Source organism: Shewanella inventionis (assembly GCF_019931735.1).
In the GTDB taxonomy this organism is placed as follows: Bacteria; Pseudomonadota; Gammaproteobacteria; order Enterobacterales; family Shewanellaceae; genus Shewanella; species Shewanella inventionis.
This window is the reverse complement of the sequence record NZ_CP082926.1, coordinates 3475105-3487488: the sequence shown is the minus strand read 5'-3', so window position 1 is coordinate 3487488 and position 12384 is coordinate 3475105. Positions and strand designations below refer to the sequence as shown.

The 12384-nt window shown below is 43.2% G+C and carries 11 protein-coding genes; 6 read left to right on the top strand and 5 right to left on the bottom strand.

What is annotated here, in order from left to right; all coding sequences use genetic code 11:
* The first annotated feature begins 10 nt into the window (after positions 1-10).
* Positions 11-610, top strand: coding sequence for a glutathione S-transferase family protein (locus K8B83_RS15545; protein WP_223420087.1), 600 nt, complete (start codon positions 11-13; stop codon positions 608-610).
* 17 nt (positions 611-627) lie between these two features.
* On the opposite strand, the gene K8B83_RS15540 is transcribed toward K8B83_RS15545, so the two are convergent.
* From K8B83_RS15540 to K8B83_RS15530, 3 genes are read right to left on the bottom strand one after another with little or no spacing between them, the layout of a single operon-like run.
* The gene (locus tag K8B83_RS15540; protein WP_223418040.1) at positions 628-1761 is read right to left on the bottom strand and encodes a DUF917 domain-containing protein; all 1134 of its coding nucleotides are present in this window, start codon (positions 1759-1761) and stop codon (positions 628-630) included.
* Positions 1762-1817: 56 nt separating this feature from the next.
* Positions 1818-3134 (bottom strand): cytosine permease, encoded by a 1317-nt coding sequence (locus K8B83_RS15535; RefSeq protein WP_223418032.1) that lies wholly within the window; start codon positions 3132-3134, stop codon positions 1818-1820.
* Between the two features lie 55 nt (positions 3135-3189).
* Positions 3190-5349 (bottom strand): TonB-dependent receptor, encoded by a 2160-nt coding sequence (locus tag K8B83_RS15530; RefSeq protein ID WP_223418030.1) that lies wholly within the window; start codon positions 5347-5349, stop codon positions 3190-3192.
* Positions 5350-5567: 218 nt separating this feature from the next.
* Between K8B83_RS15530 and K8B83_RS15525 the strand changes: the two genes are divergently transcribed.
* Positions 5568-6107, top strand: coding sequence for an Lrp/AsnC family transcriptional regulator (locus K8B83_RS15525; protein WP_223418023.1), 540 nt, complete (start codon positions 5568-5570; stop codon positions 6105-6107).
* A gap of 114 nt (positions 6108-6221) precedes the next feature.
* Here the strand turns inward: K8B83_RS15525 and K8B83_RS15520 are convergent, their stop codons facing one another.
* The gene (locus tag K8B83_RS15520; protein WP_188739862.1) at positions 6222-6836 is read right to left on the bottom strand and encodes a LysE/ArgO family amino acid transporter; all 615 of its coding nucleotides are present in this window, start codon (positions 6834-6836) and stop codon (positions 6222-6224) included.
* A gap of 157 nt (positions 6837-6993) precedes the next feature.
* On the opposite strand from K8B83_RS15520, the gene K8B83_RS15515 reads away from it, so the two are divergent.
* On the top strand, positions 6994-7896 hold the full coding sequence (locus K8B83_RS15515; protein WP_223418021.1) for a LysR family transcriptional regulator ArgP: 903 nt from the start codon (positions 6994-6996) through the stop codon (positions 7894-7896).
* 4 nt (positions 7897-7900) lie between these two features.
* Here K8B83_RS15515 and bioA read toward each other — a convergent pair whose 3' ends face one another.
* Complete coding sequence (bioA, locus tag K8B83_RS15510; RefSeq protein WP_223418019.1) at positions 7901-9235, bottom strand: adenosylmethionine--8-amino-7-oxononanoate transaminase; 1335 nt, start codon at positions 9233-9235, stop codon at positions 7901-7903.
* A 114-nt stretch (positions 9236-9349) separates the two neighbouring features.
* Here bioA and bioB point away from each other — a divergent pair, with 114 nt between their 5' ends.
* Genes bioB through K8B83_RS15495 form a run of 3 tightly spaced genes read left to right on the top strand, consistent with a single transcriptional unit; the run spans position 9350 to position 12379 of the window.
* Positions 9350-10402: a biotin synthase BioB gene (bioB, locus tag K8B83_RS15505; protein ID WP_223418017.1), complete on the top strand. Its 1053-nt coding sequence runs from the start codon at positions 9350-9352 to the stop codon at positions 10400-10402.
* A gap of 6 nt (positions 10403-10408) precedes the next feature.
* Positions 10409-11593, top strand: a complete 1185-nt coding sequence (locus K8B83_RS15500; RefSeq protein ID WP_223418015.1) for an aminotransferase class I/II-fold pyridoxal phosphate-dependent enzyme — start codon at positions 10409-10411, stop codon at positions 11591-11593.
* 33 nt (positions 11594-11626) lie between these two features.
* Positions 11627-12379 carry a methyltransferase domain-containing protein gene (locus K8B83_RS15495; RefSeq protein ID WP_223418013.1) on the top strand — a complete coding sequence of 251 codons (753 nt, stop codon included), beginning with the start codon at positions 11627-11629 and terminating at the stop codon, positions 12377-12379.
* Positions 12380-12384 lie beyond the last annotated feature (5 nt).

Genomic DNA, 12384 nt, shown 5'->3' with positions numbered 1-12384 from the left:
AAATAACATGATAAAAGCTTACGGCGACAGTGTGTCTGGCAATTGCTACAAGGTGCAACTGGTGTTACATATGCTCAATATTGAGCACCAATGGCAAGAGATGAGTATTGCTAATGGTGACACACAGACCGCAGCCTATTTAGCTAAAAACCCTACAGGAAAAATACCGTTAATTGAACTTGATGATGGCAGAGTATTATCTGAGTCAAACGCGATTATGGGGTATTTGGCGGCTAATTCTTCGCTCATTCCTGACGATCAGTTTAGCAAAGCGAAGATGTATCAGTGGCTGTTCTTTGAGCAATACAGTCATGAGCCTTATATTGCCGTGGCCCGTTATATTCAACTGTATTTAGGCTTACCGGATGATCGTTTAGCCGAGTACCATGCTTTACATGCTAAAGGCTATAAAGCGCTCAGCGTCATGGAATTTACACTTTCACAGCAGCCTTTTTTGTGTGGCGAGCAATTTACCTTAGCCGATATTGCGCTTTATGCTTATACCCATGTGGCGCATGAAGGTGGTTTTGATTTAGTTGATTACCCACAGATAAGAGCTTGGTTAACCCGCATTACACAAATACCAGGCTTTGTTGCAATGCGGGCTTAGTACTTACATTGTATTGTTTAAGCGGTTTGTTTACCCAGTTTGGCAAAATGTTTTGCTACAGCAGGCTCATAGGGCGTTGATAAGCCAACATAAGCTGGACCAAATGCTTGCAAGCCGCGCTGGGTAACAAATTCTTTTGGCGCCGGTAAAATCACAATAGCGACATTTAAGCCAACATGGTGATTCGGAGTTGTAATTGCTACTTGGTTGTCCATATCAATACAGCAAATCAAGTCTGGGATTGTGACATCAACTTCACCATTGCGGCGTGCTACAAGATGCTCATTTTTGATTTCTAATTGGTATTGCTCTTGCTGGTACTCACCACTGCCATCAATGGTTACTGTGCCAATGGTAAAGCCTTTTTCGGTGCTAAATTGTGATTGTGAAACCTGACCTCTAAATGCAACATAGCCCTCACCGTGAATTGCTATGGCCTGTGCAATATCTTGACCTTGCTCTTTTGCAAGACGGTAAGCTTTACCAATGGCCAGCGCCTTAGAAATTGTGCCTTTAATTACCGCGTCTTTGACTTGTTCAATTGGCATGGCGTGATCGATAGCGGCAATATCATTACGGCTGATCACAGATAATGCGCGTACCACTGTCTCGGCGCGTAAATCATCAATAATATTTTCACAAATAAAACATTCGCCAAACTCATTTGCTGCCACAATTGGTGCTGCGGGGATATCATTAAAATAATAGGTAGAGTGGGTGATTTCTGGCACGGCGCGCCCTGCAACGTCGGCATCAATAATATAGCCATCGGCCATTGCGGCTACATAAAAAGAAATTGCCGTATTTGAGCCGCCGAGTTCACAGCAAATGGTGCCGTAAAATTTATCTTTGGTGTATTGCTCAAGGCGTTTAAATGCGGTCATCATGGATGACATATCACTTTTAGGTAATCTGGCATAAACGGCTTCTTCGGCTTCAGATAGCGCCGATAAAGCACCCAGCATATAAGGTGTGCAGATTTTTTTCCCTGCAGGGACCTCGTCTACATCCACAAGGGTAAAGGTTTTGCCTGCGGCGAGTGCAGCATCAATGTAGGCAATACCTTCATCCATTTCGCCACCGCCACCTGTGCCTAAAATAACACATCCGTGTAAAATATCTATTAGCTCTAAACGCGTTAATGACTTCATATGACTCTCTGGTATATATAATTAAATCAGTGGTTTAATTTATTTTGTTGTTGGTTTTATAAGCTGTGTGTTGAGTTTTGTGGCTTACTGCCTGCCGTAAATTTTTTGAGGACAAAGTAAAGTGGGGCTGTGATTAACATGGCGTCGCATACTTCAATACCTGTCAGCGTTAGCCAGCCGTTATTGGCCATCATGGCAAACCCAATCCCGCCAACCCAAGCCACTAATGCGTGAAAATTAAATGCAGCAGTTTGATTTAAATGTTCAATTTGATAAATTTTTTGCTGTTGAATAAGGAAAAAGTCGACAATGTAAATTGCGGCAACAGGGCTAAATAGAATTGATAAACTAAAAATGAACCCGGTAAAGTTATCGAGTAAATTAAATGATGCCATCACGGCACCTAACACTCCGCCAGCAATGATGATTTTCCATTCTGACCAATGCGGTGTAATGGCATTAAAACCTAATGCGGCACTATAAAGGTTGACCACATTGGTCACGGCACTTGATGCAATTAATAACACAAAGGCAAACATCCCTAAGCCAAGGGTTAGCATCACTACAAGAATGTCAGCGTTCACTACTGCTAAACCGGCAATTGCTGCTGCGATATAGACAAAATTGCTGATAAACATAAAAGGTAAAAAAGAGGCGATGACCGTGTCTTTTGGCTTAGCGGCAAAGCGGCTAAAGTCTGGCATTAATACCACACTCACAATAAAACTGCCGACAACGGCTGACACTGCTTCACCAAAGGTAAAATCTATCCATGTTATACCACTTGTTGTGGGCGTGTCGTTCACCACATAGCCCAAGCTTTGATAAAGCATGTAGGCCACCAGTAAAAACAAAATGGGCACAAAAAGGCTTGAGACGCGCTCAATAAACTTAAAACCCCATAAGGTAGTTAAGGTGATCACTATGCTGGCAGCAATATCGAATGTCCAAATAGGTGGCGCATAATCAAAAAGCTGCATTGAAAACTGAGCCGCCACCTCGCTAAACAAATTGATGTTAACGCCGTACCAACCAAGTAATGACAATACAAAGGCTAAACTGACAATATTGGCACCTTGCAAGCCAAAGACAAATTTCATCGTCATACACGAGCTTAAGCGGTTTTTCATGCCCACATAGCCTGTAATCGTGCCTAACACCGACAAGATAAACCCGCCGATTAAAAAGGCATATATGCTTTGCTCTAAACCTAACGCGGAGCCGATTTCTAGGCCGGTAATGAGTCCAGGTACCGCAAAGGCTAAGCCACCATTGACCATGCCAATACGCCAACCGTTATGGGTTTTATTTTTCGGCACCGGCGTGGTTGCGTAGTCTTCTAGCAAGTCATCGATTGTTTGGGGCTCAGCCATATTGATTCCTAGTAAAGGCGCAGGTATTCGCGCCATTAACACCATGTTAAATTGCTTAGAAGTTGTAAATCGCTTCGATACCGAAGCTACGCGGCTTATTGGGTTGACGTGCAAGATCGGTCACTCCGTCAGCCACAATAAACAAGTCTTCTATGCTTCGCTCATCAGTGAGATTGTCAACATAAGCTTGAATTGTCCATTGCTCAGATTTAACCCCAATACCTAGATTAAATGTGGTTGAAGACGATGAGCGAATGTCTGCAATATCGATTGAAAATGATTGTGGCCCAACAACTTGCACGTCAGCTCGTGACAATAACGCCCATTTGCCATTGAATTGATAGTGGTGATTCATCGACAGTGCATAGTTGTAATCGGCGACATAAAATTGCGTGTAGCCGACCAATTCTGGTTGACGGTCAAACTCTTTGATTTCAGAATCGACAATCCCAGCACTGAAACGCAGATCTAAGTCATCGGTGATTGCAAGGTCGGCTTCAAGTTCAAGCCCTTTTGTTTCAACTTTGTCGATAGACAGGTTTTCTAGGGTATAGGTATCAATATTAAATTGAGTGATTTGTGCATTTGACTGATCTATCCAAAACAATGCGCCATTTAGGGTTAAGCGGTTATCAAATAAGCTCGATTTAAACCCTGTTTCATAACTGTCCGACACTTCTTGGTCAAATGAACGGCTAATGCCTTCTGCGGGTTCATTAAAGCCGCCGCTTCTAAAGCCTTTTGAGTAACCAGCATATAGCAATAAGTCGTTTGTTGCTTGATAGGCTAGCGTGGCTTTTGGTTGCCATTGGCTAAATGTTTTTTGAGCAAAAGTCTCTTCACGTGCACCCGGGTCATAGGATTCACGTTTGTCTTCGTCGTAACGTAATGCGGTGGTTAATTCAAGTTTGTCAGTAATATCGTAGTTTGTTTGCCCTGACAGTGCCCAGGCTTTACTGCTATTTTTATCGGCAATAGTAAAATAGAGGCTGTCGTCATTAAAGTCCGATCGAGATTGCGCCGTATCACCGGCAAAGTCATCAAAAAAGTTAATGGTGTTGTCACGTTGTTTATCTTGGTAAAAAGCAGAAACAGCCCATCTTAATGCTTGATCGCCACGCGAGGTAAAGCGTGACTCGAGGGTGAATGATCCAATGTCATAAAGCCCTTCGGTGGCAAATGGCGCTCTAAAAAAGCCGTCTTCATCAATGAAGGTGGCATCTGCTGAGTAATCGCCATCATAAAAATGTTCGTTTTCAGAATCGCTATAGGCAGTGATGAAGTCAAATGTACCTAGGTCGTACTCTTGGGTTAATTTGGCACTTAACTCGTAAACATCGCGTTGGTCATTGTTATCAATGTTTTGTGAAGTCTCTAGGTCGTAGTCTTCTTTGCTGTCTTCTGTCACATTTTGATAATAGGCAAAACCTGCATCTGAGGTGGTATAACGTCCTTTAAGGTTTATGCTTGTCTCTTCAAACAAATCAAATTGAAGCTGTGCAAACGCTGAGTCTTCTGATAGATAGTCAGCCTCATCATTTAAAAAGACGTTATCAATTAATCCGTCGCTATGTTTGGTATAGCCGCCGACACGGAAAAACGCGCTATCTTGTTCATTTAACGAGCCCGATACCACGCCACTGAGATTATAGGTGTTGCCATTGCCATAAGAGCCTTTGACTGAGCCTTCAATATCTTCGGTTGGTTTTTTGGTGGTAACAATTACGGCCCCGCCAATAGCCCCTTTACCGTACAGCGCACCTTGAGCCCCCCGCATCACTTCAATACGTTCTATGTCGACCAAATCTTGGTTGATAAATTCTAAATCTGGGGCGGTAACGCCATCAACGACAAAGGCCAGCGGTGCATCACCCACTTGAGGGGTAATTAATCCTCGGATAGTAATGCGTGCCAGTCCTGGGCGAAAGTTATCTAATTGGCTCAAGTTAGGCGTCATATCTGCGACATCACGAAAATTAGTAATGCGCTGGGTTTCAATCATGTCTGCACTAAAAGCGGTAACAGAATCGGGCACATTTTGTAAGGTTTCGACACGACCACGGGCAGTAATAGAAATCCTTTCTACGCCATTAGTATCTATGGCTTCTGTTTTACTTTGGTTTTCTTCTGCTAATAATGGGGAGCTTATCGCCATCGAAATCGCTGCAGCAACAAAAGATTTTTTTGCAAATAGAGTCTGGGCATATGAGCTCATGGCGTTCCCTCTTGGAGTTATAGTCGTATTTAATCGTAATCAATTTGTTAAATAAATTACCTACAGTCATTTTGGGACTTTGTTTGCAAAATAATATTTTGTAATTAGGGCTAAATTCGAAAATTTTGTAGCGGTTTTGCACAAAATCACCTTGTTTTTGCAAATTAACTAACGATGATTCAATATAGAAAGCTGCATTAAACCAGTGGATAGAGCCAATGAAGAAGAAATTGAAGATTGACAGTTACAATAAAAAAATATTATCCACATTGCACTTAGAAGGGTCGGTTACCAATATTGAATTAGCTGAAAAAGTGAACTTATCGCCCAGTGCCTGCTTTCAACGAGTTAAAGCATTAAAAGAAGCGGGTTACTTTCGTAATTTACATGCCGATATCAATCTGGATCAGCTGTGTGAACATGTGCTGGCTTACATTGAATTTACCTTAGAAGATAATAGCGCACCGGCTCGGCGTCGTTTTGTTAATCGGATTAATGATATTCCAGAGATAATGGACTGCATGCAGTTAAGTGGTGATGTGGATTATATTTCGCTTAGCTGTTTTCCTAATATTAAGGCATTAAATCAAATTTGCTCAGAGTTAAGCGATCAAGCGGATTTAAAAATCAAACGCATTAATACTCGAATTGTACTTGAGCGAGCTAAATGGTTTTTGGGGTATCCATTATCAAAGTTGAAATGGTTAGATGACGATAATTTTGACAAAGAGCTGATGTCCGAAAGAGTGAATCTTTAGATTAACTGCTCACTAACCTGAGTTCGAGGTAACGTTTTGATTTTAATTAATATGAATTCATCAGTTATCCCGGGTTAGCTCAAGGTTATCATTAGTAGGGCAGCAAGTTGTATTCTAAAGTAAGGTGGTCAACAACGAGTAAGCCACAATTAGCATAATCGCGCCAACTAGACTGTCGATTAAACGCTGTACATTAGGCGTTCCAAGCCAAGGCGCCAGCTTAGCAGCACCAAAGGCAATGGTATAAAACCAGAGGATTGATGCCAACATGGTACCCATCGCAAATGCCCATTTTTCGTTGCCTTCAAAAGTGCCACCCACACTGCCTAAAATCATAACCGTATCTAAATAAACATGAGGGTTTAATAGGGTGACAGCAAAGGTGGTACCGATAATTTTTTTACGACTGTTGGCCGCTGCAACGTGCGATGTAATGGTATATTGATTGGTGATGACATTTTTAAACGACATCATGGCGTAGACCACTAAAAATGATACACCGCCCCAACCAATAATAAGCATTAACCAATCGCTACTGGCGATTAATTTTCCTCCGCCAAAAATACCAAGGCCAATCAATAACACATCACACAACATACATATGGTGGCGGCTAAAAAATGATGATTGCGCTTGATGCCTTGGCTCAATATGTATGAGTTTTGTGCACCAATTGGAATAATCATTCCCAATCCGAGAATAAGCCCTTGAAATAATGCAGAAGTAGCCATGAGAGTATAAGTTGCCTGTATTGTTAGAGGTCGCTAAAGTAGCAGGATTTGTTTTATAAGTTAAATTAATATATTTTCTTAAGCATAAGAATAATTAATGTAATACCAATATTTAGCCGTTTCCATAATGGCCAATATTGCTAAAGGGTAGGTAGTTGTGAGTAAACTCGATTACAAATTATTGCTCGCATTGAGCTGTGTTATAAAAGAGCAAAGTTTTGAACGCGCAGCAGAAGTGTTGTGTTTGTCGCAATCGGCAGTGTCACAGCGTATTAAACAGCTTGAACAGCAGTTTGCGCAGCCTGTGCTGATAAGAAGCCAGCCCATTCACGCGACGGACTTAGGTAAGCAGCTATTAAAACATTATTACCAAGTCGTGCAACTTGAGGCAGATTTACTCCCAAGTGCCATGCCTAATTCACCACAAACCCCGTTAACCTTACATATCGCAAGTAATGCCGATACTTTGGCGACCTGGCTTATCCCTGCCATTGCTCCAGTGATTAAGTCACATCTAGTTGAGGTCAATTTGCTCATTGATGGTGAAGAACACACCATAAATCGTGTTAAAGACGGTCAAGCTTTTGGGGCAATTTCTCTGCAATCAACCGCCATTAAAGGGTGTCAATTAACTCGGCTAGGCTGCGTAGATTACTTGCTTGTTGCATCACCAGAGTTTAGGCGTAATTATTTTCCAAACGGAATTAGCGCAAATAGTCTTAAAAAAGCCCCAGGTATTGCTTTTGATCATAAAGACAATATGCACACAAGATACATTCAACAGCATTTTGGTTTAACACAAGGTGAGTACCCATTACACACAGTGCGCTCATCTGAAGCCTTTGTGACTATGGCGAAACAAGGTGCAGCCTATTGTTTAGTACCAAAAACGCAAATTAAATCAGAACTGGCATCAGGTGAATTAGTGCACATCTGCAAAGAGCATATCATTACTGAAACGCTCTACTGGCACCATTGGATTTTACTTAAAGGTGTCTATAAAGATATTTCAGACGCCATTATCGGCCATGCTCAATCAGAATTAGATCAGGGCGTGTAGTGGGTTACCCATGACTGATCAAAGTGTGATTGCTTTTTGAAGGGACAATAGAGCCTGCAACGGCCAACATGGCTGACGTTAACTGGCTTAACTGTGCTGAACTAATGGTGTATGGCGGCATAATATAGATATAGCGGCTAAAAGGTCTTACCCAAACCCCTAAGTCGACAAAGGCTTTTTGTAAATCAGCCGTGTTGACTGGGCTGTGCATTTCTAATACCCCAACGGCGCCCAATACGCGTACATCGTTAACTTGCGCTAAATTAATGGCACTGGCGAGCTCTTGTTTAAGTTGAGCTTCAATGGTGCTGACTTGTTGTTGCCAGTCACCTTTAAGCAATAAATCTAAACTGGCAGTGGCTGCAGCGCAAGCTAATGGATTACCCATAAAGGTTGGGCCATGCATAAATACGCCAGCGGGTGAGTCGCTAATGCCATTAGCGACTTCATCACTGCACAAGGTGGCGGCTAAACTGATGTAACCGCCAGTCAGTGCTTTACCAACACATAAAATATCCGCTTCAATATTAGCGTGCTCATAAGCAAAACAGGTTCCGGTGCGGCCAAAACCGGTGGCTATTTCATCTAAAATCAGCAGCACTTGGTATTCATCGCATAAGGCTCGCAGCTTAGTTAAATAGGCTGGCGAGTAAAAACGCATTGCGCCAGCACCTTGCATGATAGGCTCAATGATCACCGCGGCAATATCCTGATGATGTTGGTTGAATGCATTTTCCAATGCATCTATATCGGTTTGATTGAGGGGTTCTTCAAACTTCGATGTGGGTGCAGGAATAAACACCTGTTTAGTGACATTATTGCCAAACATGGTGTGCATGCCGCCGTCTGGATCGCACACGCTCATGGCGGCAAAGGTGTCGCCGTGATAACCACTTTTTACCGTCATAATTCGCTGTTTATGCGGCTTATTGCGGCCTTGCCAATACTGCAACGCCATTTTTAGGGCCACCTCAACGGCAATAGAGCCTGAGTCGGCCAAGAATACTTTGGTTAAATTGGCGCTGGTCATTTGCACTAGGCGTTTTGAAACCTCAATAGCGGGCTGGTGGGTGATGCCACCAAACATCACATGGCTTAGGCTTAACAGTTGCTGCTGCATGGCCGCTAAAATGGTCGGATGACTGTAACCATGCACACATGACCACCAAGAACTGGTGCCATCAATTAACACTTCACCACTGTCTAACGTCAGCTCGCAACCTTGAGCAGAAACCACACCATATACAGGCAGCGCCTGGGTCATAGAGGTATAGGGGTGCCAAATATGCTGTGCATCAAAAGCATAATCGATAGTGGTGTTTGTGTCTGAAAGTGCCATAATTATGGGTGCTCTTTTTTTAATCACTTGTAAAGTGTGAGGTGTTCGCTGCGTTGACAGTTTACGGGCTCAGGGTATCCTAGCCAACATAAAATCAAAATAAAGGAAAGATCCATGTCGTTAGCTGAAGTTCGTCACGATTGGCAAAAAGCAGAAATCGAAGCATTGTTTGCATTGCCGATGAATGATTTATTGTTTAAAGCCCACAGTATTCATCGTGAAACGTTTGACCCTAACGAAGTGCAGATCAGTCGTCTTTTGTCGATTAAAACCGGTGCATGCCCTGAGGATTGTAAATATTGCCCTCAAAGCGCGCGTTATGACACTGGGCTTGAAAAAGAACGTCTACTTGAAATTGAAAAAGTATTAACAGAGGCTAAAAGTGCAAAAGCTGCTGGCGCATCGCGTTTTTGTATGGGCGCCGCTTGGCGAAACCCACGCGATAAAGACATGCCGTATTTAACTCAAATGGTTAAAGATGTGCGCGCGTTAGGCATGGAAACGTGCATGACCTTAGGTATGTTGTCATCTGAGCAAGCTGAGCAACTTGCTGATGCGGGTTTAGATTATTACAACCACAACCTCGATACTTCGCCTGAATATTATGGTGACGTGATTACTACCCGTACCTATCAAAGCCGCTTAGATACCTTAACAAACGTCCGCGCCTCAGGTATGAAAGTATGCTCTGGTGGTATAGTGGGTATGGGCGAGCAAGCCACTGACCGTGCCGGTTTGCTGCAACAGTTAGCCAATTTAGAGCACCATCCAGATTCAGTGCCTATCAACATGTTAGTGAAAGTGGCAGGTACACCATTTGAAAAGTTAGATGATCTCGACCCACTTGAATTTGTGCGCACTATTGCCGTTGCGCGTATTTTGATGCCTAAGTCGCGGGTGCGTTTATCCGCCGGGCGTGAAAACATGAGCGATGAACTGCAATCAATGTGTTTCTTTGCTGGTGCAAACTCTATTTTCTATGGCTGTAAGTTACTGACTACACCAAACCCAGAAGAAAACGATGACATGAGTCTGTTCCGTCGTTTGGGCTTACACCCTGAGCAAGGCCCACAAGCCAATATTGAGTCCGACAGTGCATTACTTGCTAAAGCCAGTGCTAAGCAAGATAAGTCGACAAAGCAGTTTTACGATGCCGCGGCACTGTAATTAGCCATGGCAAAATCAGATCTGTCAGTAACGGATAACCATCCACTCGCTCAGCGGATAAATACTACCCTTGAGCAATTACACACGACGGGTCTTTTACGTCAAAGGCGGGTTAACGGGCTTGTATCGCAAGCCAAGGTTATTGATTTTAGCCACAATGATTACTTAGGGTTATCGCAAGAACCGGCGTTAGCTAAAGCCCTTTACCAAGGAGCGCAAACATACGGCGTAGGCAGTAGAGCATCGCCGTTAGTCAGTGGTTACAGTGTTGCACATCAACAGCTTGAACAGCGCTTGTGTGAATTAACAGGCCATCAGGCGTGTATGCTATTCAGTTCTGGCTTTAGTGCAAACAGCGCGCTGATGAAAACCCTATTTAATGCCAATGACACAGTGATTGCAGACAAGTTAGTCCATGCGTCTGTGATTGATGGCTTAAAAGACAGCCAATGCAAAATTAGCCGTTTTTTACATAATGATCTTAGCAGTGCAGCGCGTGTTATTGAACGCCATCCCAACTGCGCAGTGGTCACAGAAAGCGTATTCAGTATGGACGGTGATATCGCCCCCATTGCTGAACTTTCAAATTTATGTCGCGAGCATCACTGTTGGTTGATTGTTGATGATGCTCATGGCTTTGGTGTGTTACCCAGAGACTTGGTTAACGCAGACAAGGTCGATATTCAAGTGGTGACCTTTGGCAAAGCATTAGGTTGCCAGGGCGCGGCCATTTTAGCTTCTCAAAACGTGATTGATTATTTGGTGGCGACAACGCGGGAATACATTTACTCAACGGCGTTATCTCCTGCTAATGCCCATTTGGCGTTAGCGGCGATTAATTGGCAGCATTCGCACCCGCAATTGTTAACCCAACTGTTAGCCAATATCGCGCTGTTTAGACAGGTCGCTACACAAAATCAATTACCGTTAACTGAATCGTTAACGGCTATCCAGCCCATTATAGTTGGAGACAATCAGCGTGTTGTTACCATTGCCAAACAGTTAATTCAGCAAGGTTTTTTGGTGGGAGCAATACGCTCGCCTACAGTGCCTAAAGGGCAGGCCCGGTTACGGATCACCCTTAATGCTCTGCATCAGCCTGACGACATTTGTGCCTTGGTGGCTGCCGTTGCATTAGCGCTTAATCATTCTGATGTTGATACAAACACATCAGCGACGTTACCCACATAGTAACGACATTTATTTGGATCGATGAGAAACCTCATGACGTTAGATAATCCACTGGCCAATAAGTTTTCAAGCGCTGCACGCCAATATAAACAACATGATGTATTGCAACGTTTAAGTGCACAGCAATTATTAAAACAAGCGAATTTAAACGGCACATTATTGGATATAGGTGCTGGGCCTGGTACAGATTTTTCAGCATTGACTGCGGTTAATCAAGTCGTGGCAGTCGACATCGCCCATGGCATGTTAACTGAGCTAACTCAACAATTTACAGAGTATTTGCCTCTGTGCAGTGATGCCCAGGCGTTAGGGTTACAAGCCGAGTCTGTCGACAGTATTTATTCTAATTTAGCCTTACAGTGGTGCCCAAATTTACCTCAAGCATGTTGTGAGTTGCATAGAGTGTTACGCCCAAATGGTGAGTGTCATGTGAGTATTGTTGCCGATGGCAGTTTAGCCGAGTTGAAAACCTTAGGTTTTCATGTCAATCAATTCAACTCCGTTTCGGCGTTAAAACAAGCATTTATGTCATCGCAAACTCAAAATAATACATGGCAAAGTATTGATATCAAACTTGAATGCATTCAAGTCTATTTTGATGATTTACGTAGCTTGCTGTACTCCATTAAAGGGGTAGGGGCGTCATTTGCTCAGCATAACCCAAACCGGACAGTGCTAAAAAAGCAGCAATGGCAACAACGTGTTGAATTAGCCCAGAGGCTGCGCACAGAAAAAGGCATTCCTTTAACATATCAAATCGCGTTTATTCGCGCTAAACGGGGCTAAAAGTA

What these genes read in the sequence shown, in the direction of transcription:
- K8B83_RS15540 (WP_223418040.1), bottom strand. Translation starts at nt 1,761, where the DNA reads ATGAAGTCATTAACGCGTTTAGAGCTAATAGATATTTTACACGGATGT.
- K8B83_RS15535 (WP_223418032.1), bottom strand. Translation starts at nt 3,134, where the DNA reads ATGGCTGAGCCCCAAACAATCGATGACTTGCTAGAAGACTACGCAACC.
- K8B83_RS15530 (WP_223418030.1), bottom strand. Translation starts at nt 5,349, where the DNA reads ATGAGCTCATATGCCCAGACTCTATTTGCAAAAAAATCTTTTGTTGCT.
- K8B83_RS15525 (WP_223418023.1), top strand. Translation starts at nt 5,568, where the DNA reads ATGAAGAAGAAATTGAAGATTGACAGTTACAATAAAAAAATATTATCC.
- K8B83_RS15520 (WP_188739862.1), bottom strand. Translation starts at nt 6,836, where the DNA reads ATGGCTACTTCTGCATTATTTCAAGGGCTTATTCTCGGATTGGGAATG.
- bioA (WP_223418019.1), bottom strand. Translation starts at nt 9,235, where the DNA reads ATGGCACTTTCAGACACAAACACCACTATCGATTATGCTTTTGATGCA.
- bioB (WP_223418017.1), top strand. Translation starts at nt 9,350, where the DNA reads ATGTCGTTAGCTGAAGTTCGTCACGATTGGCAAAAAGCAGAAATCGAA.
- K8B83_RS15500 (WP_223418015.1), top strand. Translation starts at nt 10,409, where the DNA reads ATGGCAAAATCAGATCTGTCAGTAACGGATAACCATCCACTCGCTCAG.
- K8B83_RS15495 (WP_223418013.1), top strand. Translation starts at nt 11,627, where the DNA reads ATGACGTTAGATAATCCACTGGCCAATAAGTTTTCAAGCGCTGCACGC.